Origin of the sequence: Ancylobacter defluvii (genome assembly GCF_018390605.1) — a bacterium.
GTDB lineage: Bacteria > Pseudomonadota > Alphaproteobacteria > Rhizobiales > Xanthobacteraceae > Ancylobacter > Ancylobacter defluvii.
This window is the reverse complement of record NZ_JAHBGD010000019.1, coordinates 204,699-226,520: the sequence shown is the minus strand read 5'-3', so window position 1 is coordinate 226,520 and position 21,822 is coordinate 204,699. Positions and strand designations below refer to the sequence as shown.

At 65.6% G+C, this 21,822-nt stretch carries 20 protein-coding genes; 8 read left to right on the top strand and 12 right to left on the bottom strand.

Annotated features, from left to right (window positions below):
* Nucleotides 1-10 precede the first annotated feature (10 nt).
* The 3 genes from KHC24_RS15130 to KHC24_RS15120 are packed head-to-tail and all read left to right on the top strand — an operon-like array spanning nucleotide 11 to nucleotide 2,646.
* Nucleotides 11-1,291, top strand: coding sequence for an amidase (locus tag KHC24_RS15130; RefSeq protein ID WP_213364142.1), 1,281 nt, complete (start codon nucleotides 11-13; stop codon nucleotides 1,289-1,291).
* Complete coding sequence (locus KHC24_RS15125) at nucleotides 1,288-1,551, top strand: flavin reductase family protein (RefSeq protein ID WP_213364141.1); 264 nt, start codon at nucleotides 1,288-1,290, stop codon at nucleotides 1,549-1,551. Before KHC24_RS15130 ends, KHC24_RS15125 begins: the two co-directional genes overlap by 4 nt.
* A 51-nt stretch (nucleotides 1,552-1,602) precedes the next feature.
* Complete coding sequence (locus KHC24_RS15120) at nucleotides 1,603-2,646, top strand: 2,5-dihydroxypyridine 5,6-dioxygenase NicX family protein (protein ID WP_213364140.1); 1,044 nt, start codon at nucleotides 1,603-1,605, stop codon at nucleotides 2,644-2,646.
* 43 nt (nucleotides 2,647-2,689) lie between these two features.
* Here KHC24_RS15120 and pcaC read toward each other — a convergent pair whose 3' ends face one another.
* From pcaC to KHC24_RS15105, 3 genes are read right to left on the bottom strand one after another with little or no spacing between them, the layout of a single operon-like run.
* On the bottom strand, nucleotides 2,690-3,085 hold the full coding sequence (gene pcaC / locus KHC24_RS15115; RefSeq protein WP_213364139.1) for a 4-carboxymuconolactone decarboxylase: 396 nt from the start codon (nucleotides 3,083-3,085) through the stop codon (nucleotides 2,690-2,692).
* Entirely contained in the window at nucleotides 3,082-3,798 is a 717-nt protein-coding gene (locus tag KHC24_RS15110; RefSeq protein WP_213364138.1) for a GntR family transcriptional regulator, read from the bottom strand. Before KHC24_RS15110 ends, pcaC begins: the two co-directional genes overlap by 4 nt.
* A gap of 15 nt (nucleotides 3,799-3,813) precedes the next feature.
* Nucleotides 3,814-4,587, bottom strand: coding sequence for an alpha/beta fold hydrolase (locus KHC24_RS15105; RefSeq protein WP_213364137.1), 774 nt, complete (start codon nucleotides 4,585-4,587; stop codon nucleotides 3,814-3,816).
* 148 nt (nucleotides 4,588-4,735) lie between these two features.
* On the opposite strand from KHC24_RS15105, the gene KHC24_RS15100 reads away from it, so the two are divergent.
* Nucleotides 4,736-5,443, top strand: a complete 708-nt coding sequence (locus KHC24_RS15100) for an enoyl-CoA hydratase/isomerase family protein (RefSeq protein ID WP_213364136.1) — start codon at nucleotides 4,736-4,738, stop codon at nucleotides 5,441-5,443.
* An 89-nt stretch (nucleotides 5,444-5,532) separates the two neighbouring features.
* Complete coding sequence (locus tag KHC24_RS15095) at nucleotides 5,533-6,456, top strand: NAD(P)-dependent oxidoreductase (RefSeq protein WP_246547017.1); 924 nt, start codon at nucleotides 5,533-5,535, stop codon at nucleotides 6,454-6,456.
* A 10-nt stretch (nucleotides 6,457-6,466) separates the two neighbouring features.
* On the opposite strand, the gene KHC24_RS15090 is transcribed toward KHC24_RS15095, so the two are convergent.
* Genes KHC24_RS15090 through KHC24_RS15075 form a run of 4 tightly spaced genes read right to left on the bottom strand, consistent with a single transcriptional unit; the run spans nucleotide 6,467 to nucleotide 11,096 of the window.
* On the bottom strand, nucleotides 6,467-7,573 hold the full coding sequence (locus tag KHC24_RS15090) for a hypothetical protein (RefSeq protein ID WP_213364134.1): 1,107 nt from the start codon (nucleotides 7,571-7,573) through the stop codon (nucleotides 6,467-6,469).
* Nucleotides 7,574-7,607: 34 nt separating this feature from the next.
* The gene (locus tag KHC24_RS15085; RefSeq protein ID WP_213364133.1) at nucleotides 7,608-8,882 is read right to left on the bottom strand and encodes a KpsE/RkpR family capsule polysaccharide export protein; all 1,275 of its coding nucleotides are present in this window, start codon (nucleotides 8,880-8,882) and stop codon (nucleotides 7,608-7,610) included.
* Nucleotides 8,866-9,777, bottom strand: a complete 912-nt coding sequence (locus KHC24_RS15080) for a class I SAM-dependent methyltransferase (RefSeq protein ID WP_213364132.1) — start codon at nucleotides 9,775-9,777, stop codon at nucleotides 8,866-8,868. The genes KHC24_RS15085 and KHC24_RS15080 overlap by 17 nt, the downstream gene beginning before the upstream one ends.
* Nucleotides 9,774-11,096, bottom strand: coding sequence for a glycosyltransferase family 4 protein (locus KHC24_RS15075; RefSeq protein WP_213364131.1), 1,323 nt, complete (start codon nucleotides 11,094-11,096; stop codon nucleotides 9,774-9,776). The genes KHC24_RS15080 and KHC24_RS15075 overlap by 4 nt, the downstream gene beginning before the upstream one ends.
* A gap of 155 nt (nucleotides 11,097-11,251) precedes the next feature.
* Between KHC24_RS15075 and KHC24_RS15070 the strand changes: the two genes are divergently transcribed.
* Nucleotides 11,252-12,190 (top strand): NAD-dependent epimerase/dehydratase family protein, encoded by a 939-nt coding sequence (locus KHC24_RS15070; protein ID WP_213364130.1) that lies wholly within the window; start codon nucleotides 11,252-11,254, stop codon nucleotides 12,188-12,190.
* 18 nt (nucleotides 12,191-12,208) lie between these two features.
* Nucleotides 12,209-13,075: an ABC transporter permease gene (locus KHC24_RS15065; protein WP_213364129.1), complete on the top strand. Its 867-nt coding sequence runs from the start codon at nucleotides 12,209-12,211 to the stop codon at nucleotides 13,073-13,075.
* Nucleotides 13,076-13,079: 4 nt separating this feature from the next.
* Here KHC24_RS15065 and KHC24_RS15060 read toward each other — a convergent pair whose 3' ends face one another.
* The 3 genes from KHC24_RS15060 to KHC24_RS15050 all read right to left on the bottom strand — a co-directional run bounded on the left by KHC24_RS15060 (nucleotide 13,080) and on the right by KHC24_RS15050 (nucleotide 17,135).
* Nucleotides 13,080-14,708 (bottom strand): class I SAM-dependent methyltransferase, encoded by a 1,629-nt coding sequence (locus KHC24_RS15060; protein ID WP_213364128.1) that lies wholly within the window; start codon nucleotides 14,706-14,708, stop codon nucleotides 13,080-13,082.
* 131 nt (nucleotides 14,709-14,839) lie between these two features.
* Nucleotides 14,840-15,730, bottom strand: a complete 891-nt coding sequence (locus tag KHC24_RS15055) for a lysophospholipid acyltransferase family protein (RefSeq protein WP_213364127.1) — start codon at nucleotides 15,728-15,730, stop codon at nucleotides 14,840-14,842.
* 1 nt (nucleotide 15,731) lies between these two features.
* Nucleotides 15,732-17,135: a cytochrome P450 gene (locus KHC24_RS15050; protein WP_213364126.1), complete on the bottom strand. Its 1,404-nt coding sequence runs from the start codon at nucleotides 17,133-17,135 to the stop codon at nucleotides 15,732-15,734.
* A gap of 144 nt (nucleotides 17,136-17,279) precedes the next feature.
* On the opposite strand from KHC24_RS15050, the gene KHC24_RS15045 reads away from it, so the two are divergent.
* Complete coding sequence (locus tag KHC24_RS15045) at nucleotides 17,280-18,815, top strand: glycosyltransferase family 4 protein (protein ID WP_213364125.1); 1,536 nt, start codon at nucleotides 17,280-17,282, stop codon at nucleotides 18,813-18,815.
* A gap of 221 nt (nucleotides 18,816-19,036) precedes the next feature.
* Here the strand turns inward: KHC24_RS15045 and KHC24_RS15040 are convergent, their stop codons facing one another.
* Nucleotides 19,037-20,536, bottom strand: a complete 1,500-nt coding sequence (locus tag KHC24_RS15040; RefSeq protein WP_213364124.1) for a KpsE/RkpR family capsule polysaccharide export protein — start codon at nucleotides 20,534-20,536, stop codon at nucleotides 19,037-19,039.
* Nucleotides 20,537-21,718 carry a polysaccharide biosynthesis/export family protein gene (locus KHC24_RS15035; protein ID WP_213364123.1) on the bottom strand — a complete coding sequence of 394 codons (1,182 nt, stop codon included), beginning with the start codon at nucleotides 21,716-21,718 and terminating at the stop codon, nucleotides 20,537-20,539.
* Nucleotides 21,719-21,822: the final 104 nt, after the last annotated feature.

The window sequence follows — 21,822 nt, the reverse complement described above, 5'->3', positions numbered from 1 at the left end:
GAGCGAGACGATGCCTTCTTCCCTGACCGAATTGTCGGCGCGCGAGACGGCCGCACGGGTCGCCGGCAATGCCCTTGCGGCGGAAGCGGTCGCCGCCGCCTTCGCCGAGCGCATCGCCGCCGTCGAGCCGGCGGTCCAGGCTTTCGCGTATTTCGACCGCGACCGCGCGCTGGCCGAGGCGCTCGCCAGCCCGGCGGGTCCGCTTGCCGGCGTCACCTTCGGCGTCAAGGACGTGATCGACACCGCTGACATGCCGACCGGCTACGGCTCGGCGGTCTACGAGGGATACCAGCCGGCCTGGGACGCGCCCATCGTGGCGCTGACCCGCCAGCTCGGTGGCGTGGTGCTCGGCAAGACCGTATCGACCGAGTTCGCCATGTCGAGCCCGGGCAAGACCCGCAATCCGCACAACCCCGACCATACGCCGGGAGGATCCTCCAGTGGCTCCTGCGCCGCCGTGGCGGCCGGCATGGTGCATGTCGCCTTCGGCACCCAGACCGCCGGCTCGATCCTGCGGCCGGCGAGCTATTGCGGCGTGGTCGGCTACAAGCCGAGCTTCGGCACCCTCAACCGCGCCGGCATCAAGCCGCTGTCCGACAGCCTCGACCATCTCGGCGTCATAACCCGTGACGTGCGCGACGCCACCTTCGTCACCGCGGCGCTAGCGGAAAGGCCGGCGGTGGCGGAAGGCACGATCAACGGTCCGCTCCGGGTGGGGCTGTTCCGCACCTCCCGCTGGGCTTCGTCCGAGCCGGCGACCCGCGCCGCGCTGGACCGTACCGCCACGGCCATCGAGGCGGCCGGCGGCACGGTACGCGAACTGCCGGTGCCGGACAGCTTCGAGGGTTTTTTCGCGTTGTTCGATGCGGTGATGGGCTGGGAGACGCCGCATACGCTGGCCTATGAGCGCCGGGGGCTGGGCGAGCGCATCTCGCCGATCACCCTCGGCTTCATCGAGACGCTGGCGAAGGCGACGCGCGACCAATACGACGCCGCGCTCGCCGTGCTGAAGCACCGGGATGCCATCGTCGAGGAACTGCTCGACGGCTGCGACGTGCTGATCACCCCCGCCGCGCCGGGCGAGGCACCGGCCGGGCTCGGTGCCACTGGCGACCCGGTGTTCAACAAGGTGTGGACATTGCTGCATGTCCCGGCGCTGTCGGTGCCGGCAGGTGTCGGGCCGGGCGGTCTGCCGGTCGGCGTGCAGGTGGTCGGCCGCATCGGCGACGATGCGCGGACCCTCGCTGCCGCTGCCTTTGTCGAGGACGCGCTGAAGGCGCTGCGGTCATGACCACCCATGCCGCACAAGGCCATTGGCAGGGCGCCATGGCACCGGCCTTGTCGTATGCTGCCGATCCCGAGCTTACAGATGCCTTCAACCACGCCGTGGGCCGTCCGGCGCTTCGCGATGCGGTGGTCAGCATCGACTGCACGCTCGCCGAAAGCGTCGACGCCTACACGGTTTTCTTCGGAACCGTGCGGGCGGTGCGGCTCGGCCCGGCAGCGCCGCCGCTGATCCATTTCGACCGTGGCTATCGCTCGCTGGCCTGAGCCGGTGCTGACATCGAAACTCTGCAGGATCCCCGACAAGGGAAGGCAATCATGGCAATCAGTGACCTGGCGCTTATCGAAGCCTGGAAGGACGTGCTGACGCTTTCCAAGCTCACGCCCGGCGAGCAGGTGTCGCTGCTCGTCAGCGACGACAGCAATCCGCAGCTCGTCTCCACCGCTCGCACCGCGGTCGGCCAGCTCGGCGGCGTGCTGACGATCCTCCAGCTGCCGCCACTCAATGGCGATGTGGCGCTGTCGCGCGACAAGTCGGGCTATGTCGGCCACACGGCGCTGAAGGGCAATCGCCCGGCTCTGGAGGCGATGAAGCATTCGGACCTCGTCATCGACACCATGATGCTGCTGTTCTCGCCCGAGCAGGAGGAGATCCTGAAGACCGGCGCCCGCATGCTGCTGGCCTGCGAGCCGCCGGAGGTGATGCTGCGGATGAAGCCGACGCTGGACGATGCGCGCCGGGCGACCAATGCCGCCAACCGGCTGGCGAAGGCCAAGACGCTCACCGTCACCTCGAAGGCCGGCACCGATTTCCGCTGCGCCATCGGGCAATATCCGGTGCTGAAGCAGCAGGGCTTCGTCGACAAGCCGGGCGGCTGGGATCACTGGCCGAGCTGCTTCGTCGCCACCTGGCCGGACGAGGGCTCCTGCGAGGGGGTGATCGTCATCGACACCGGCGACATACTGCTGCCGTTCAAGCGCTATGCCCGCGAGCCGATCCACATTTCCATCGAGGGCGGCTGGATCCGCAAGATCGAGGGCGGCTTCGAGGCGGAATACCTGCGCAGCTACATGGACAGCTTCAACGACCCCGACGCCTATGCGATGGCGCATGTCGGCTGGGGGCTGCACAAAAAGGCCCATTGGACGACGCTCGGCCTCTATGACCGCGAGGCCGGGCTCTCCATGGACGCGCGCTCGTTCTACGGCAATTTCCTTTGGTCGAGCGGCCCGAACACCGAGGCAGGCGGCACCCGCGACACGCCCTGCCACATGGACATCCCGCTGCGCGGCCATTCGCTCTCGCTCGACGGCGAGCCGATGACCCTCGACGGCAAGGTGATCCCGGAAGACCAGAACTGAGCGGTTTCCGGCGGCGGATGCCCCGCCGCCGGATCGCGGCCGCTCAGGTCTTTGCCGCCGCCTTGGCGTCTTCCTCGGCGAACACCTCGCGGGCGACGCGGAAGCTGTCGAGCGAGGCCGGCACGCCGCAATAGATCGCCACCTGGAGGAACACCTCCCGGATTTCGTCGCGGGTCAGCCCGTTATTGAGGGCGCCGCGCACATGGAGCTTGAGTTCGTGGGGACGGTTCAGCGCTGCGATCATGCCGAGATTGAGCAGCGAACGGTCGCGGCGGGCGAGGCCCTCGCGGCCCCACACCTCGCCCCAGCAATATTTGGTCACCAGCTCCTGCAGCGGCCGGGTGAAATCGTCGGCCTCGGCGAGCGACTTGTCGACATAGGCGGCGCCCACCACGGCGCGGCGGATCTGAAGTCCCTTTTCGAAAAGGTCGTCGGTCATTGATGCGTCTCCGGGGCGTTGAGCGGGTCAGAAGGCGGGATGGTGAGGGCGGCGCGTGCCGCCTCGGCGACATGCCGTTCGGCCAGCGCGGCAGCGCCGACACCGTCACCTCGGCGCAGCGCATCCACGAGGGCCTCGATCTCGGCGAGCGAGGCGTGCTTGCGGGCGGGGTCCGCCAGCGACCGGGCGCGCAGCAGGCTGATCCGGGCGTTCAACCGGTCGAGGAGGTCGCGCGCTACTGGGTTGGCGGCGCCGGCGCAGAGTGTGCGGTAGAAATCGAGCTTGGCGTCCAGCATGGTGCCGAGCGCGTCGGCCTCATAGGCGCGGTGAAGCGCATCGAGTGTCGCATCCAGCGCCGCTACGGCGGCGGCATCGGCGCGTGCGCAGAACTGGCGGGCGACCAGCGCTTCGAGGGAGGCGCGCACGGCATAGATGTTCTCCGCTTCCGTGCGGCTGAGCACCGCGACCGACAGGCCGCGCGCGCCGGCGACGAGCAATCCGTCAACCTCCAGCTCGCGCAGCGCCTCGCGCAGAACCGTGCGACTGACGGCAAGCTCGGAACAGAGGTCCTTCTCGATCAGCCGCTGGCCGGCGGGGAGCCGGCCGGTCTCGATCAGCCGGCGCAGCGTCGCCACCAGCTTGCGGCGCAGCGGCGCACTTTCCTGGCCGATCGGGCCGATGCCAAGCGGAGTGCCCGTCGGAGGGAGGCTCATTCGCGGCGGGCCCGGTCAGCGGGCCAGCAGGAACGGGTCGACGGCGGCATGAAAGCCGTCCGGCCGGTCGAGATTGGAGAGGTGGCGGGCGCCCTCGATCTCCACATAATCGGCGCCGGGGACGAGCGCGGCAATTTCCTGCGACAGCTTGGGCGGCGTGCGGTTGTCGCGCGAGCCGACCACCACGCGGGTCGGCACCTTCACCGCCTTGTAGAGCTCGACCACATCGGCGGTGAACACCGAGCGCGCCGCCTCGACATAGGCGTCGGCGGACATGCCGGCAATGCTGTCGACGAGTTCGTCGACATGGGCGGGGTCGCCGTCCTCTGCCAGCGTGTCGCTGGCATAGAAGCGGGCATAGGCCTCCATCGATCCCTCGCGGATGGTCTTCTCGATGGCCGCCGCGCGGGTCGCGCCGGCTTCGCCCTGGGTGGCGAAGCTGCCGGCTATGACGAGGCGGGACACCAGCCGAGGGGCGATATCGACCAGATGCGCGGCGATCGGGCCGCCCATGGAGATCGCCACCACACGGGCCGGCTCGCCGCCAAAGGCGTCGAGCAGCGCGGCAAGATCCGCGGCGACGTTGCGGACCGTGAAGCCGCCGTTGCGGCTGGAACGCCCGTGGCCGCGCACATCTACGGCGATGACGTCGAAATGCGCCGACCAGCGGCGGGTCTGCGCGCGCCACAGCCAGGCGGCGGTGCCGAGGCTATGGATGAGCAGCAGCTTCTCGCCGGTTCCGGCGCGGTCATAGCCGAGACGTTCCCCGTTCAGGTCGATAAACGCCATGGCTCATCCTCCTCGTCATGCCCGGCACGCCGCGATCGTGCCCTTCACATCATAACGTATTATTGTCGTACAATAAAAGTCAAACGCAGCATTCCTCCCGGCGATGCACCGATGGGAGCGAGGGGCATGCAGGTCCAAGGAGAGTGACATGAAGATCGAAACCCATGGCGACGGGATCTATGCGGTGGCGTTCACCCGCAGCGCCGACGGCAACCACCTCTCATCGGCCCAGATCGCCGAATTCGCGACGACGCTCGACGAGGTGCTGGCGATGCCCGGCCTTCGCGCCGTGGTGCTGTCCGGTGAGGGCGAGCATTTCTGCGCCGGCCGGGTCGGGGCGAAGGGGCTGACCTCTGCCGCCGGGGTGCGCGACGACCTCAGCCTGATCCTTGAGGTGAACGACCGGCTGCGCCATTCGCCGGTGCCGTTCGTGGCGGCGGTGGAAGGCAAGGCGCTTGGCTTCGGCTGCGGCTTCTCTACCCAGTGCGACATTACCATTGCCGCCGAGGACGCGGTATTCGCGCTGCCGGAAATGTCGCACAAGCTGCCGCCGCTGATCGTGCTGTCCTATTTCGCCAAGTTCGTCCCGTTCAAGAAGGCGTTCGAACTGGCGCTGACCAGCCGCCACTTCGGCGCCGCCGAGGCGAAGGAGATCGGCATCATCACCGAGGTGGTGCCGCACGGCACGGCGCTGCAGCGCGCGGTTGAGTTTGCCCGCACCATCGCCGCATTGGACCCCGAATCGGTGACGCTGCTGCGCGCGTTCTCGCGTCGCGTCGCCGGTCTTTCGGATGAGACCGAAGCGAGGAATGCCGTTGCCACCATGGCGATCGCGCTGGCGGCACGCGCCCATTGAGCCGCACCAACTCTCCGAAAGGGCCGGGCGGTGCCTCCCTGCGGTGAAAAGGCTTCGAACATGAGCGGACCGAGGAGGTCATCGTGACCATGGACAGTGTGCTCTTCATCGGCGCCGGACGGATGGGCGGCCTCATGGCGGCACGCCTTGCCGATAGCGGGGTGCCGCTCGCCGTTGCCGACCTCTCGGAGGAGGCTCTGGCACCTTTCCGCGAGCGCGGCCTGCCGGTCGCGGCGCAGGCGGCCGGGCTGCCGGGGTCGATCGTCATCACCATGCTGCCGACCGACCGGCACGTCCGTGCCGCGCTGTTGGGCGAGGGCGGGGCTTGCACGCGGCTGCCGCGGGAGGTCGTGGTCGACATGTCGACGGCGGCACCGGCCAGCACCCTCGCCTTGGCTGCCAACCTGGGAGGGCGGGGGACGGCGGTGCTCGATGCGCCGGTGAGCGGCGGCATGGCGGGGGCCCGCGCCGGCACGCTGACCGCCATGGTCGGTGGCGCGCCCGATGCCTTTGCCCGAGTGCGTCCGCTGTTCGATCGGATGTGCAGTGAGGTTATCCATGTCGGCCCGGTCGGCTCCGGCCATGTGATCAAGGCGCTCAACAATTATCTGTCGGCGGCGACGCTGTGGAGCGCGACCGAGGCACTGATCGTCGGCGAGCGGCTGGGCCTCGATCCGGAGGTGATGCTGAAAGTGTGGAGCGCCGGCTCCGGCAAGAGCCACGCTACCGAGGTGAAGCTGCCCAACCACGTGCTGACCGGCACCTATGATTTCGGCCAGACGCTGGAGCTGTTCTGCAAGGACATTTCCATCGCCGCCGATCTCGCCCGGCGCGCCGAGGCGCAGACGCCGACGCTCGAGGCGCTGCTCGCCTTCTGGTCCGCCGCCCGCGACCGGCTGGGCGGGCAGGAAGACATCACCGCCATCGCCCGGCTGATCGGCAACAGCCGGCTCGGCGGCGAGGCGATGCTTGCGGTCGCCCCGGAGGAGGCGCAGGCGAAGGCGGAGCGCTGAGCCGGGCGTCCTAGCCCTGGGCGATGGCGGCCTGGGCCGGCGGCGGCTCGATCTGCGAATCGCGGTCGCGCATTGCTTGGGTGGTGCGGTCGACGGCGACGGAAACCTCGCGGAACAGCTCGAGGTCCGCCGTCAGCAGTTCGCGCGCCATTTCCTTGTCGCGCAGGCCGTCGGCCAGCTTGGTGACGCCCGGCGAGGGAGCGGGGAGTTCCCAGGTGCCGAGGTCATGCTCGAGCTGGGCGCCGACCAGTTGCAGGAAATGCTCCAGGTTCGACCGGAGCTGCACCGCCTTCATGCCGGAGAGCGCGTCGAGCGCGCTCGGCACGGCGATGACGGAAAGCGGCTCATCGGCGCTGCGGCAGGTGAGGAGGCGGGTCAGCGGATTGGACAGCAACTGCCGATCTTCCGCCGGCAGGTGCAGCAGCCAGGCGCCGAAATCGTCGGCATCCTTGAGCTCCTTGCCTTTCACCGCATCCACCAGGCTCATCAGGCCGATATTGCCGAGCTGCTTCACAGTGTCGTCGCTGTTGCGGGAGATCCATTCCAGCGTCAGCAACTGCTCCGCCAGCTCCTCCATCGGATCCCTGACATAGGTGCAGGAATCGAAGCCGTTCTTTTGCAGGAACACTTCATACTCGGCGAGGTAGACCCGGCCGGACAGGTAGATGGAATTGCTGAAATTGATGTCGATGATGCTTCGGGTCGTATCGGGCGGCAGCGACTCGATGCGCGGGTAGCTCATCTGGAACAGGGAATCGAACAGGCGGTTGACCCGCACGTTCGGCAGGATCTGGGTTTCCAGCCGGAACAGCTTGCGCTGGATCGTCGGCGTGCCGTAGCGCCGCCGATAGACGAGCGTCTGGGTATGCACGTCGAACACATCGATCTGGTGGCGTCGCGCCAGCCCGGAGACGGCCGCCTCATCGACGACGAAGCCGCACAGCCCGGTGTCGTGCAGCCCCTGTTCGCGCAGCAGCGGCCGGACGATGCGCGCCTGGACCTCGGCCAGCTTCTCGCTGCCTTCGAACACCGAAACGCAGGGCGTATGCGACGGATTGTCCGGCATGATCCAGCCCACGATCCGTGTGCCGGTGTCTTCATCGATGCTGAACAGCATGCTGTCCGTTCCCGGTAAGAGCTCTTCAAAACGTTCAATAACGACTGTCGCGGCTCAATGTGCCGAACGTGATCACCGCCAGCGCGCTGACGAAAGCGATAAAAGTGACGAGCAGCCATTGCTGGACCCGCCATGCCTGAAGAGCCTGTGTCGGCAGCGACGGCGCGATGAAGGTGTAGATGAAATAGGAATGCTCGCGCAGCAGCATCTCGGCATTTTCCACCGCCAGCGAGGCGATCTGCACCCGCATGAGGGCAAAGCGACGATTGATGTCGAGCTCTTCATAGGAGGCGAGCGCGTTCACGGCGGCACGCATATCCGCCTCGGAGCCGGTGATGCGGCCATGCAATTGGTCCACCTCGGCAAGCATCGACTTCGAGCGCTGGCGCAGGGTGTTGGCCGACGGCGAATTGGCGTTCTCGGCCGTCTGAAGAACCTGAAGCTCGCGCTCCATCAGGATGCGCTGGGCTTCGAAGCGGAAAAACGAACTTTGCGCCGTCTTCGCGGCCTGCTTGGGGTCGACGGTGGCGAGCAGCTGGCGCATGTCGCTGATCTGATTCAGCTTTCGGTCATATTCCTCGCTCGCGCGCTGAAGTTCGACACGGGCGCGGTCGAGGGCGTCCTGGCGCCCGCGCGTCTCGATGTCGTTCATGATCGATTCAGCGCGCTTTATCAGCATCTCCACGGTCGCCTGGGCATCCTCGGGGGTGAACGCCCAGACCTGCAGCACGATGGTGTTGGAGCTTCGATCGACCGCCGCCATCACGTGGCGCATCCAGAACCGCCACGCCTCCTCCAAGGTGGCGTTCGGGGACAGGCGGGACAGGAAGTCCACGGAATGGTTCGCGAAGCGCGATTGCAGCCAGCCCTGTTGCCAGATTTCCCGCACGAACGCGCGGCTCATCAGGAAATTGGCGATGACGAACGGGTTCTGCTCGAAATCGGCATCGCCGCCCGCGCCGCCCTTGGCCAGAGCGGCGGCCTGCTGCGTCGCCTTGATCTCGGCGCGTTCCGGGGTGCTGCTGATGGCATCGGTCAGCAGGTCCGAGGACATGTTGTTCTGCACCTGCCGGATCGCGAAGCGCGTCTCCGAGGTGTAAAGATTGGAGGAGATGCCGAATATGTAGATGGCGTAGCAGATCGACACGATGATCGCCGAGATGATCGATGCCGCCGGCAGCCGGTTCGTCAGCAGGAAGTCACGAAGCCGGGCCTGGAGACTCGGCGGGGCCAACGCGTCAGCCTTCGGTCCCTTGGGTACCGGGACCGGAGCGAACTGGCCCTTTTTCACGTTAACGGCTTGCGTCATGGCCGGCCTTCAGCACGACAATATCCTGAAAATCGTGAATTGCACCCGATGCCACTTTAACGACCTCGAACCAGCGGCTCCAGACGCTGCGGATATATCGCTCGGAGATGAAGGTGATCCCATATGGGTGCTCGTCGGTCGTCAAGTGGCCCGCCTGAACCACGAAACTGTAGCCAGAGCCGTATTCGAAGACGCGCCGGGCACGTTCAATGTCCCATGTCGGAATGCTGAGCATCTCGGCGATCTTCGCCTCGGTCAAAGCGCGTGACAACGCCCGCTGACCATGCACGGAAAGAAACAGATAACCGCCGGGCCGGACCAGCCGCGACAGGTCGGCAAGGTGGAGCAACTGGTCGGCCTCGCAGAGATGGCTGAACACAGAAATGCTGATGACTGTGTCAAAGCTTTGGCCGGCGAGCGGAAGCGGCTCCGCCGGCCGGGTGTGATGAGCCTCGACATGGTTGAGGCTGGATTTTATCCAGTTGATGTGCCGGCCGTCGATGTCGACCCCGACATAACGATTGCGGTAGCCGTGGAACAGCCGCGCTAGGCGCCCGACGCCGACCCCGAAATCCAGCACGTCGCCGAACTGGGCCGGCGGGCGCGGGCTGACGCGTGCCAGCGCCCGGATGAGATCGATGCCGTGACGGGCGAAGTCGTCCCTGCTCTTCAGGCCGCTGGTATTGTGCATCAGCTCGGTGGGCGGAAACGGCGCGACCAGACCGCGATTGGCCGCCGTCTTGGCGGCGAGATTCGCCTGCAGCCATTGCTCCAGCTCGCCGTTGATCCCCGAGGTGGATGCGAGGGGCGCCAGAGAATCGTCCGCTGCCGGCAGCGGGCCGAGTGTCTGAGCCCGAACCGCAGCTTTCAATCCCTGAAAGCTGAAACCCTTCATGCGACTTCCTCATAGATGCGCAGCAGGTCATCGACCATGTGGCGCGTGGTCCTCTCGTAGCCGATCCGCTGGCTCATGACACGTGCCAAGGCCGAGTCCTTCGCAAAATGCTCCATTGCGTCGGCAAGGGATTTCGCGCTTCCGCGAGCAAAATATACGCCAAACTCGAAGGGCGGCACGAATTCGGTCATGCCGGCGACGTCGGCGATGATGACGGGGGTATGCGTCGCCAACGCCTGGAGCAGGATCAGCGGGCTGTTCTCATACCAGAGCGAGGGGATCACCAGCACGTCGATCTCGGCCAGGTGGCGGGCCATGTCCTCGACCGGGAACGTGCCGCGGAACTGCACCGGCAGCCAGGCGGCGCGGCGGCGCAGCTCCCGCGAATAGGCCGGGTCGGTCTGCTCGTTGCCCCATATGCTCAGCCGGGCATTGTCGTGAGCGATGGCGTCGAGGGCTTCGACAAGCAGGTGCACGCCCTTGTGCCGCGCCAGCTGCCCGATGAAGCCGAAATGCAGCTTGCCGTCCTGCCGCTCCGGCTTCGGCGCCCGGTCGATGTCGATGCCGAAGCGGCTGATGTCCAGGCGCCCGTCAAAGCCGTTGCGTCGATAAGCGTCATGCAGGAACTGGGTCGGGGCGACGGCGGCGTCGAAGGTGCCATAGGCATCGGCGAGCACGCCGGGACGCTCGACGATCGCCTCGATGTCCTCGCGCCAGGCCGCCTTGAGGGCGGGCGTGGCAAAGCGGGCGACACGCGACGAGAGCGGGCGCAGCGCCGGATGGCCGGCATATTTGGTGAAGCCTGAAGGGGCCTGGCCGGCGACTTCCTTAAGGAAGCAGTTCAGGCAGTTGGTCCTGTGCTTGTCGGGGCCGAGGCAGAGGGATTCGTCGTGGGCCTGCAGCTTGTTGTTGAAACAGATGCCATAAAAATCGGTGAACGTGCCGACGGTAGGTATCGAGAGGCTGTCTAGGACTTCGAGCAGCGCCGTGGTATGGTTGATCAGGTGACAAATATGAACGACATCCGGCTTTTCGCGCCGTAGGATGCGTTCCAGCACGGCGCGTAATTCCGGCATGTAGTAGGTGTCGCGAACCACGCGGTTAGGAATGAGGTTGCGGTCGAAGCGGAGAACCCCGATACCTTCCCACTCATACTCCTCTATGAAGGCAGTCTGCGCAGTTTCTCCGGCGAATGTTGCGGTAACGATCTTTACGGTGTGCCCCTGTTCTCGGAGGTTTCTGGCCACCACTCGTGTATAGCTTTCGGTACCATAGAAATGGTCCGGAAAGTAGCAATGGACGAAAAGGACGATTTTCATCGTGCAGTCCTGGGTCGCCTTGCCGGCGGATTGCATGTATCTTGCGCTGCACACATTCTTCTGTACGAATTTAGGGTCCGCAACGGAATGGGCGATGAGGTCATTTTAATGCGGGCGGGGCAAATTGTGATCTTGAACATCAGCTCAGTCGGCACATGACGGCTTTGGTCATCGGAGCGAGAGGATTTCTGGGGACGGCACTCTGTCGCGAATTGGTGCGGCAGGGTGTGCCGTTGAAGGGTACTATTTTCCGTGGGCATTCCAACCTGACGGACGGGCCCTTTCCGATTCATCGTGTCGATCTCGCCAAGACTTCCCATAAAGTATTTTGCCGGCTTCTTGAGGATGTCGACACGGTCTACCACCTCGCCTGGTCGTCGATACCACAAACCGCCACCGCCGACCCTCTTTCTGATTTGCGCAACAATGTCGTCGGTCTTGTCAAGCTGCTGGAAGCGGTTCGCAAGCGACCGGACATCCGCCTCGTCTTTGCCTCGTCGGGGGGAGCTGTCTATGGACCGGCGCGCTACCTGCCTATCGACGAGGAACACCCGACCAGCCCGGTGAGCGCCTATGGCGCGTCGAAACTGGCGGCGGAAAATTATCTGGCGTTCTACGCGGCCCAATATGAGGTCAACAGCGTCAGTCTCCGGATCAGCAATGCCTATGGCACCGGCCAGAACATCGCCAAGGGACTGGGGGCGGTCACCGCCTTCACCTACGCCGCCATCGAGGGACGTCCGATCACCATCTATGGCGACGGGTCCATCCTGCGTGACTATGTCTGGGTCGACGACGTCGTTCGTGCGCTCATCGCCGCTGGCGCGCGCCGGGATGTGGCAGGGCCGATCAATGTCGGCTCCGGCGTCGGCTCCACCCTTGTCAGCATCATCGACGAACTGGAGCGCCATCTGAGGGTGCGGCCCAACGTGATCATGCGCGAGGCGAGGCGCTTCGACGTGCCGGCCTCCCAGCTCGACATTCGCCGGGCCGCCGATGGGCTGGGCTGGAAGCCGGAAGTGGACCTGCGGTCCGGTATCGATTTCCTGTGCGGCTATTTCCAGAGTTTGCTGCCGTTGCGCGCGGCGCAGTAAGCGCGAGCGATCCGTGTCATGAAAAGCGAATCCCTGCCGATGCCCACCAGTTCGGCGCTGGCTTCCGCCGATACAAGGCGCGCCCTCGCCGAACTCGACGCTACCGGCCCGCGCTTCAACCAGAGGCTGCAGGCGCATTTTCGCGTGGTGCGGGCGATCTATCTGCGCGACGTGCAGACGCGCGTGGCGGGTACCCGTTTCGGCTTCCTGCTGTCGCTCTTCCAGCCGCTCGCCCATATCGCCCTGCTGCTGACGATCTATTACATATTGGGCCGCACCGCGCCGATCGGCACCGACACCACGATGTTCATCGCCACCGGTGCGTTGCCGTTCGTCTTGTGGCTGTATGGGTTTCGTCAGGTCAAGACGGCGCCGCAAACCAACAAGCGGCTGACCGATTTTCCGGGCGTGACGCTGGTCGACGTGCTGATCGCGCGTTCAATCGTCGAACTTCTCAGCTCGGCGGGTGTGACGATTTTCACGCTCTCGGCCCTCGCGCTCATAGGCTTCGACGTCGTCATCTTCGATTCCCCGCTATTCTTCTTCGCGTTGTTCCAGGCCTATCTGCTGGGCGTGTGCATGGGGATCTTCTTCGCCATCATCTCGCGCATGTTCTTTATCTTTCTGATCGTCGGCAGCCTGATGGTGCCGCTGTTCTGGGTCACCAGCGGCACGATCTTCATTCCCTCGATGCTGCCTGAAAACATTGCCTACTGGATCTGGTTCCTGCCGATGTCCCAGATCGTCGACGCGACGCGTACCGCCTATTACGGGCATTACCTCAGCGATTTCTACAACGGCTACTACATTGCCGGCCTCATGCTGAGCTGCGTCACCATCGGCGTCATCGTGATGTATGTCTGCCGGACCAAGCTCAGCGAGTAGTGCCTCAGAGGTTCTTCAGCAGCGTGGCGGTGAACCACGAGTCCTTGCCGCTCGTCCTTATCTGCGCGATGCCGGTGAGGACCCGGCTGGCGAGGTTGGAACCCTCGTCGTTCCAGATGATCAGGTCGCCGTCGGCCGGCATGATGTTCCACTGATGCAGCCCGGCATAGCGCTGCTTCAGCCCCTCATTGATCGAGCCTTCGACATAGACCACGCCTCCCGGCACGCAGACATCGATCATTTGCTGCAGGGCGATCCAGGGGTCGCGTGTATGGTCGAGGGCATTACGCGAGTGGACGATGTCAAAGCGGTCGGTGCCGAACTGCTCGACCAGCCGCTCGCCCTGTCCCGACAGGGTGCGGATCGCCGGTTCGATGCCGTATTGGTCGAGCAGGCCGTTATAGGCGTCGGCCAGCGGGTCCACGGCGGTGATGTTGAGCTTGGTGCCGTAGAGCACCGGTCCGATGGTGGTGTGCGGGCCTGAGCCGACATCGAGAATCTTCGCCCGCAGGATATCAAGCCGCTGCAGCAGCTTCACGATCGGGCCGGGCACCGGGTAATTGCCCGCCGCCCGCTCGCGAAATGCCTTCACCGTCTCCGGTTTGCGGTGCTTGCCGGATATTACCACGTCCCAATAGGCAATCTCGGTGGGGAGAAGATCGCTCCAGGCCTGGCGGGGGGAAATCCGCTCGCCCGCGGCGACGGCCTGGGAAGCGGTGGAGGCTCCGGCTGCAGCGCCGATCTGCACCGCCGGCCGGGCCATGCCGCGCGTCGCGAACCATCGCAGCATCGATTCGAGGCGCCGCGACCAGACTTCGACTTTTGCCGGTTTTTCGCCGGGCAGGCCATCGAAGTAATATTCGACGATCAGATCCTCGTCGTCCTTTCCCGCCGGATCGGCCCCGCGTGCCTTGAGGCCCAGGCAGAAGGACAGGAAATGCTTGAGGTGTCGGACATCGCGCTGCGCATGCTGGAGACAGTAGATGCGCGGCGGGACCGGCATGTTTTTCAGCGCTTCGCTGGCAATGAAGCGCTCGGGAAATTTCTGGGCGGCCTCGGCCTGCGACAGGCCCGCATAGCCGGGCGCAAGGAGCTTGCCGAGGGCGTTGCTCCGCTCTTTCGGCAGGTTCGTGTTGGGATTGTTGAGGAGGCAGCTCGAGCCGGGAAGGAACGAGGCCAGCACCAGCGAGGTGAAGCCGCCGCCGCCATAGCCGACGAAAACGACGTTCTCATTGGCGATGCCGAGCTGGTCGCGCAGCTTCTTCACCACCTGCGCGATGTGCGGCAGCACCCAGTGATCGGCCGTGCCCAGCCCGAACCCGGATTGCGCCGTCTCGCTCAGCGCCATGGTGGGGTCCTGCCAGATGAGCACGTTGTAGGGCAGCTTGGCGGCCCAGTCGGCGCGCAGGAAGCCGCGCTGGCCGTCCTTGCCGCGATCGGCGCCGTGCGGGCTGATGACGATCAGCGGTAGTCCCCGGCCTTTCGGCGACAACAGGAAGCCATAGGGGAGCGGTTGCGACGTCACCTGATAGGTGCGGCGTTCGTCGAGCTCGAAGGCGAAGTCGAAATGCGAATAGGAGAGCGCCTCGGACGAGGTATCCTTGGCGAAAGGGGCGGTGATCGTTTTCGACATTGGTCTCTTCAAAGCAACAACGTTACGTTATCGAACCGATCGAGGCCGACATCGGCCACGCAAGGTCTGTGGCCCAAGCTATCCAAGAAGATTGAATCCGTCCATGCAGGCGCCGGCAGCATCGACAGCGCTCAGAAGCGATCGTCGAGGAAGTACCACTGGTCGGCATGTTCGCGGATGATCGGCTCGATCAGGGTGTTCAGATAGGCGATGTCGTCGAGCACGGTGCCGTTGGCGCCTACGGTGTCCGACAGCCGGAAGATGTCGCCGGCATGCAGTTCGAAGCGGCTCTTGTGGCGACGGATGCAGTGGCAGATCACCAGCTCGGCGTCGCAGCTGCGGGCAAAGCGGGACACCAGGCCGAGATTGCCGCCCTCGCGCGGCGGCCGGCCGAACAGCGGGGCCATGGTCTCGCCGCCGCGGGCGTCGTCGCCGAAGATCGCGAACGGCCGGGCGTTTCTCAGCAGCCGCAGCGCCTCGCGCACGCCGCGCGGGCCGGGATGCAGCAGGGTGACACCGAGTTCGGCGCGCACCTTCTGCACGATCGCGTTGTGCACCGCCGGTTCCGGCGGCAGGTAGAAGCTGTTGATCGGCAGGCCGAGATGCGACAGCGCCGCCGGGAACACCTCCCAATTGCCGGTGTGCAGCATCACCATCACCATGGGGCGGGGCGGCGACCAGCCGGTGCGGAACTTGTCGGCGTCGAAGCTGACGCGTCCTTCGGCGATCAGGCGGTGCAGCAGCGAGAACTCGGCATAGACGCGCCCGACATTGTCGAGGAAGCGATGGACGCCGGCCTCCACCTCGTCATCGGACCATTCCGGCTTCAGCCGGCGCAGATTGTGCCGGGCGCCGGTGATGATGTGCGGCAGGTTGCGCTTGACGTTGCGCCGCACCAGCAGGCTGCCGAGGTCGGACGCCGCGTCGATGGGCGCGCGGCGCAGTATCTGGTGCAGGCCGAGATGCCAGTAGTCTTCCAGGCGTTCGCGAAAGCCCTCGCGGATGACGTCGTTTGCGGACATGTCAGTGCCGCCTTTCCAGGGTGACGGGCAGCCCGCCCTCCGGGCGAAGCGTCAGCCGGCAGATCGGCACGACCGGCGCGCCGGTCGGGCGGACGACGAAGCGCTGGGCGAGCATGGCGAGGCACAGCACGGCCTCGGTCATGCCGAAGCTCGCCCCGGCGCAGACGCGCGGACCGACCGAGAAAGGGATGTAGCTGAAGGGCGCGGGACGGTTGGCCAGGAAGCGCTCGGGGCGGAACAGGTTCGGTTCTTGCCAAAGATCGCGGGCGCGATGCAGCAGCCAGGGGATCACCAGTACCATGGCCTGCGACTCGACCTCGATGTCGCCGATCTTCGCCGCTCGGCTCGCCTGGCGGGAATAGATCGGAATCGGCGGATAGAGCCGCATGGTCTCGTCGATCACCGCCCGGCACCAGCTGAGTTTCGGCACGTCGGCGAAACCGATCGGGCGATCTCCGGCGACGCGGTCGATCTCCTCATGCAGCCGCGCCTCCGCCCAGGGGGCGTTGGCCAGCAGGTACCACGCCCAGGTGAGGGTGGTGGCGGTGGTCTCGTGCCCGGCGAGAAACAGCGTGGCGGCCTCGTCGTGCAGCGCCTGCACCCCGAGCTTGCGGTGGTGTTCGTCGTCGCGATGGCTGACGAGGCGGGACAGCAGCGAATCCTCGCCGGAATCCGAGGCGAGATGGTCCTCCACCACCTGCTCGATCGTCCGGTGCAGGCCGGCGATGGCCCGGCGCACGCGCCAGCCATGCCGCACGCGCAACCCCTCGTCGAGGCCGAGGAAATAGCCGATGTTGAACGAATCGACCCGGTCCTGGAACTGGGTGAAGCCCTCGATCACCGCCCGTGCGGCCCCGGCGCGCAGCTGGGCGCCGAACACGGCGCGGGTGATGATCTCGGCGGTCAATGCGGCCATGTCCGCCTGTGCGTCGCGCGTCGCACCGGCGGGCAGCGCGGCCCAGCGCTCGGCGAATTCGGCGGTCACACTCTCCATCGGGGCGGCGAAGGCGGCAAGGCGGTTCTTGTGGACGGCGTCGGCGACCAGCGGCCGCCGCTCCGCCCAGAGCGGACCGTCGCTGATGAACAGGCCCTTGCCGATGACGCCTTCCAGCGCCCGGCGCACCGGCGGGCCCTTGCGCTCGAAGATCGCATTGTCGGTCACCAGCACCTGGCGGATGGCATCGGGGCGATTGGCGATCACGATCTGCCGGCGCATGATGCGGAAACTGTCGCAGCCGCTGGCGTAGGACTTCTCCATCCAGTTGGAGATCAGGCTGTGGCGCGCGCCGAGCACGGTCTCGACGAGGGTTGCCCGGCGGGTGCGTGGTTCGGGGTGGGCCGGCTCAAAGAAGTCGGCGCCGCGGCGCTCGATCATCCGCGGTCGCTGATAACCCCATCCACCCATGCCTACGCTCTCCGCCGCCGCCACGCCCGACATCCACCGGGGGGCCCGGCCGATGTCCAGGCATCCACTGCCGGTCTTCCTCTGAGGGAATCCTTGTGCAATCTTGCACTTATATCTTGATGGCGACTGAGTATGGAATTGCGAATGATCCGCGCCGAGCCTCCTGAGGAAAAGGACATCTCCGGCCGCTGGGAAGATATCCATGATCGCCTCGACCGGCTCGAAGCCCGGCAGGCCGAACTTCTCGAAGACATCAAGGTGGTTCGCGAGCAGCTGCTGGTCATTGGCGGCGTGCTGGAACAGGTGCGCGACAAGCGTCTGATCGGCTGGTCCCGGCCGCCGACCTCCGGACCCGGCCTGCTGCTCTACCGGTTCTTCGAGCTGGTGCGCTCGCCGGGGGAGGCGCTGGCTTTCCTTTCCGAGCTCGAGCGGCATGCGCGCGAACTCAGCCGGCGGACGCGCCGGTCGGGAGCGGCGGCGCCCTGGCAGCTGGAATTCTCCTACCCGACCTATCTGCGCCGGCTCACCGGCGCGCTGCGGGAGCTGCTGTTCGGCAAGGCGGCTCCGCACTACCGCATCGTCCATCGCGGATCGCGGCGGCTGGCCGGTCGTCGCCGCAAGGTGCTGCACGTCATTCCGAACCTCAATATCGGCGGCTCGACCCAGCTGGTGATCGACCTCATCGAGTATCTCGGCCTCGAGAACGAGATGCAGATCCTGACGGCGAAACTCCCTGCCGGCGGGGCGCCGGTCGGAGCGATCACCCATCTGGTGCCGCTCGGCAGCCGGGCGCCGGCCTTCGCCCATGTGCTGGACGCCTTCGCGCCGGAACTCGTCCATGTGCATTACTGGGGCGGCTCCGACGAGCCGTGGTATGCGGAGGCCTTCTCGGCCTTGAGCGGACGGAATCTGCCGACGGTGGAGAACGTCAACACGCCGGTTCCGCCGCTGCGGGACCCGGCGGTGAACGCCTATGTCTTCGTGTCGGACTATGTACGCACCCATTTCGCCGCCGATCTCGATCCGGCGCTTGCGCATGTGATCCATCCCGGCATCGACCGGGCGGTGTTCCAGTCCGGCGCTATCGCCCGTGCCTCGGACGCGGATGCCGCGGACACCGTGATCATGGTGTACCGCCTCGAACGCGACAAGCTGGATGACGCTTCCATCGAGGTGCTGATCGAGATCGCCCGGCAACGGCCGGCGACGCGCTTTCTCGTTGTCGGCGACGGACCCTTGCTCGATCTTTTCGTCCAGCGCACCATCGAGAGCGGGGTGCGTGCGAATTTCGAGTTCACCGGCAGCGTGCCCTTCGCGGCCTTGCCGGAACTTTACGGCCGCGCCGGCACCTTCATCGCCCCGGTGGTGCGCGAGAGCTTCGGCCAGGTCGTGCCCTTCGCGATGAATATGGGGCTCGCGGTATGCGGCAATGATATCGGCGCGCTGTCGGAGATACTCGACGGCACCGAGACGCTCGGGCGCGATCCGGCCGACACGGTGGCGAAGGCGGTGGCGTTGCTGGACGACGCCGAACGCCGGGTCGCGCTCGGCGAGCGCAACCGTACGCGCAGCGCGATGTTCGGTGTCGAGCAGATGGTGGAGCACTATGCCGAGCTCTATGAAGGGCTCGTTCCGGCTCTCGACATGCCGGGCTTCCCGCCGGCGCGGATTTTCCGCTGATCGATCCCATCGAGGATTGAGGAGGGGGAGTGGCCGCTTTTGTCGCGCGGCTCGCCACTGGGCCGCCTCACGATCCGTGAACAGGCCTGCACACTCACGCCCATGCACCGGCAGGTGGGGCTTTGTCCCTCGGCGGTGGATCCACCGTCATGGGGGCGGCCGGCGCGGAGGGGGCGCCCGGGTGAGCGTGCGCCCCTCCCGCGCGAAGTTGGCGTGGCGCGTCAGCTATGGACGTGCAGATTCCTGGTGAAGGTGGCGCCGATGCACCAGAAGCCGAACATCACCAGGAAGGTGATGAGCGTATCGAGGCGAACCCGCGGAAATGTCGCCACATGCGGCAGGAATGGCGGCTCGAAGATCATCAGGAAGGCATGCTGGCGCAAGGTGTCGGAGAGCGCGGTGGATTGCGCGCCTTCCGCACGCGAGACGCGGGCAATGACGAGGTTGCGCTTGGTTTCCAGCTTTTCCTGCGTCGCCAGGGATTGCGGCACGGCCGCGCGCTCGAGGCTGGAACGACGGGTGGTTCCATCGATCTGCGCTTCGAGATTGGCGATTTCGCCATCCAGGGATTCGAGCCGGGTCTTCAGGGTCCGCGTCGGCGACGCATCATCGCCCATGGAGGCGCGGGCGGTCGTCAGCTCGGCATTGAGCTTGCTGCGCTGATCGCGCAACAAGCCGGCGAGCCCTTCCAGCGCGAGCGCGGAGTAATTGGCGTCGACCGTGCCCTGCTGGTTGCGGAAAGCCTCGAACTGCTTCAGCAGGCCGTCAAGCTCGGCGCGGGAGAGTTCCACCTCTTCGGTGGCGCGTTTCAGCCTGTCCTGCCGAGCCCGTGCGGTGAGCTCGTTCACCAGCTTTGAGGACTCGTCCAACAGGCCTTGGGCGATCGCCATCGCATCCTCGGCGGTATAGGCCTGCACATCGAGTGTCAGGATGCCGGTGACCGAGTCCATCCCGATATGGACCATCGATCTCCATGCCGCCATCAGCCGATTGAAGGCGGGATCCTGCGCCGGCGCCGATTCCGGCGTCTGGCGCCTAATTCGATACATAGCGTAGAGGTCCATCCGCTCCAGCAGCCGCTCGACCGCGGCATGGCTGTCCACATGGTCGACGAGGATGTGGCCTTCCTGATTGTTGCTGATGCTGGAAAGCGACGACAGGTCGCGCGAGAAACGCGTCGATTCCCCGCCGAGCATTTCCAAGGTTCCGCGAACGATGAACTTGGCTTCCGCCAGATAGCGCGGCGTCGCCAGGAACGCCAGGTAGAAGGCGGCGACCAGCGTCGGGACGATGACGACGAGAAGGAAGCTGAGGCCGAGCCTTCGCCGTGCCCGCTGTTCGCGAGCGTCCAGCAGGGCGGAAATCTCGGCTTCGGCTTCCTGCCGCGACTTAAGCTGCGTCTCGGGAGAAGGGGCCTTCGCCGCGGGAGGGGCTTTAGGCTCCGGCGCTTTTGCTGCCGGAGCTTTTGCCGCCGGGGCCTTAGCGGCAGGAGCTTTGGAACCCGACGTTTTCGAGCCCGCTGTTCCCTGACCGGTCTTGGCCACCGGCCGGGCCTGTGCCGGCGGAGGTTCCGGGCTTGCCAGAGGAGGTGCTGCAACGAAAACCGGTTTGCTGGGCGCAGCCGTCTTCGTGGCTGACTTGGCCATCGCCGCCTGGCGCTTGGCCTTCATCGCCTTTCGCTTGCGCTCCTCACGTGCGCGGGCTTCGTCCAGCTTCTCCAATCAGAACCCATTCGCGATCGAGGTGGCCTGAGATACGGGTGAAGCCACGACGCTGAAAATCGACAGGACCTTGTTCAAATCCGATATCGGCGCATTGGAAATGTAGATTGCGTCCTTATTGCGTATCAGGAAATCCCTCGCCAGCAGAATGCCGTTCGCCTCACGCATGTCGAGCTTGTAGATCACGCGGACATAGCCGTTGTATGTCGGGCCAGCATAATCCGGCTTGAGCACGCGCGCTATCTTTTCGGTCTCGAAGCGCATCAAATACACGCCCTGCGGATCGGCGCGGTTGTCGATCAGGCCCCCGGCCTTCGCCAGCGCTTCCGCCAGGCTGATGCCGACAGCGTCAAACGGAACTTGCGCGTTTCGCGTCGCCGCCCCGAAGGCGGTAAAGGTTTGCGGATCGCGAATGAGGCTGATCGTGTCGTCCGGCAGGATGAAGACGTTCTCGCCCCGCCGGCCGATGACGGTCTGCAGCGGCACCGCGGCTGAGGCGCCGTTGCGATCCAGCACCACGAAGGTCTCGTGTGCCGGCGTCTTGTTGCCGCCGGCGAGCGCGATGACGTCGAGAATGCGTTCCCCGCGCGGGGAGAGCGGCACGCGTCCGGGGGCGTTGACCTCGCCGATCACCGTGGCGGCATTGTTGACGCTCTTGGAAACCACGACGAGCACCTGCGGCTCGATCGCCTTGCCGGTCAGCTTCTCGACAATGGCCTGCTCGACCTGGTCGGTCGTCTTGCCGGCGACGATGATGCGGCCGGCGAACGGAACCGAGATGTCGCCTTCCTTGGAGACCTGCTGTTCCGGGATCGCCGCGGATTGGGAGCCGGTGCCGAGCACGTCGCTGGCCGGCCGGGAGAACAGGCCGCCGGCGGCGCCTTCCCATATCGTCACGGTGACCGAGTCGCCGACGCCGATGACATATTTCGACGGCCGCTTCCGGTTGCCGAAGCTGCCTTCAAGCGTGGGGGGCGCATAATGGGAAAGCGCGCGCAAGACATCGTTGTTGACATCGAGCAGCAGGAAGTCGGCAGTCTCGGGATCCTGCGACTTTGCCGCGTCGCTGATCTGCTGGCGATTGGGGCCGGCACTTGGAATCATGCTGCAGCCGGTCAGAATGATCGCCGAGAGAAGCGTAGAAATGACGCCTACGCGTGGGAATTTCTTCCAGACAACCATACTGGCTTCCTTACATTCGGCGGGGGTTATAGCCCCTCAGCGGAGCCGAGGCGAGGCGAAGACCTCGACGCGCACACAATTTGGTTATTGAAAAGTTATCTGTG

Coding starts and splice junctions, on each gene's coding strand:
- pcaC (WP_213364139.1), bottom strand. CDS start 3,085: ATGACCGACGACCTTTTCGAAAAGGGACTTCAGATCCGCCGCGCCGTG.
- KHC24_RS15065 (WP_213364129.1), top strand. CDS start 12,209: ATGAAAAGCGAATCCCTGCCGATGCCCACCAGTTCGGCGCTGGCTTCC.
- KHC24_RS15080 (WP_213364132.1), bottom strand. CDS start 9,777: ATGAAGGGTTTCAGCTTTCAGGGATTGAAAGCTGCGGTTCGGGCTCAG.
- KHC24_RS15095 (WP_246547017.1), top strand. CDS start 5,533: ATGGACAGTGTGCTCTTCATCGGCGCCGGACGGATGGGCGGCCTCATG.
- KHC24_RS15035 (WP_213364123.1), bottom strand. CDS start 21,718: ATGGTTGTCTGGAAGAAATTCCCACGCGTAGGCGTCATTTCTACGCTT.
- KHC24_RS15050 (WP_213364126.1), bottom strand. CDS start 17,135: ATGGGTGGATGGGGTTATCAGCGACCGCGGATGATCGAGCGCCGCGGC.
- KHC24_RS15075 (WP_213364131.1), bottom strand. CDS start 11,096: ATGAAAATCGTCCTTTTCGTCCATTGCTACTTTCCGGACCATTTCTAT.
- KHC24_RS15105 (WP_213364137.1), bottom strand. CDS start 4,587: ATGGCGTTTATCGACCTGAACGGGGAACGTCTCGGCTATGACCGCGCC.
- KHC24_RS15120 (WP_213364140.1), top strand. CDS start 1,603: ATGGCAATCAGTGACCTGGCGCTTATCGAAGCCTGGAAGGACGTGCTG.
- KHC24_RS15090 (WP_213364134.1), bottom strand. CDS start 7,573: ATGCTGTTCAGCATCGATGAAGACACCGGCACACGGATCGTGGGCTGG.
- KHC24_RS15060 (WP_213364128.1), bottom strand. CDS start 14,708: ATGTCGAAAACGATCACCGCCCCTTTCGCCAAGGATACCTCGTCCGAG.
- KHC24_RS15110 (WP_213364138.1), bottom strand. CDS start 3,798: ATGAGCCTCCCTCCGACGGGCACTCCGCTTGGCATCGGCCCGATCGGC.
- KHC24_RS15085 (WP_213364133.1), bottom strand. CDS start 8,882: ATGACGCAAGCCGTTAACGTGAAAAAGGGCCAGTTCGCTCCGGTCCCG.
- KHC24_RS15070 (WP_213364130.1), top strand. CDS start 11,252: ATGACGGCTTTGGTCATCGGAGCGAGAGGATTTCTGGGGACGGCACTC.
- KHC24_RS15130 (WP_213364142.1), top strand. CDS start 11: ATGCCTTCTTCCCTGACCGAATTGTCGGCGCGCGAGACGGCCGCACGG.
- KHC24_RS15045 (WP_213364125.1), top strand. CDS start 17,280: ATGATCCGCGCCGAGCCTCCTGAGGAAAAGGACATCTCCGGCCGCTGG.
- KHC24_RS15100 (WP_213364136.1), top strand. CDS start 4,736: ATGAAGATCGAAACCCATGGCGACGGGATCTATGCGGTGGCGTTCACC.
- KHC24_RS15125 (WP_213364141.1), top strand. CDS start 1,288: ATGACCACCCATGCCGCACAAGGCCATTGGCAGGGCGCCATGGCACCG.
- KHC24_RS15055 (WP_213364127.1), bottom strand. CDS start 15,730: ATGTCCGCAAACGACGTCATCCGCGAGGGCTTTCGCGAACGCCTGGAA.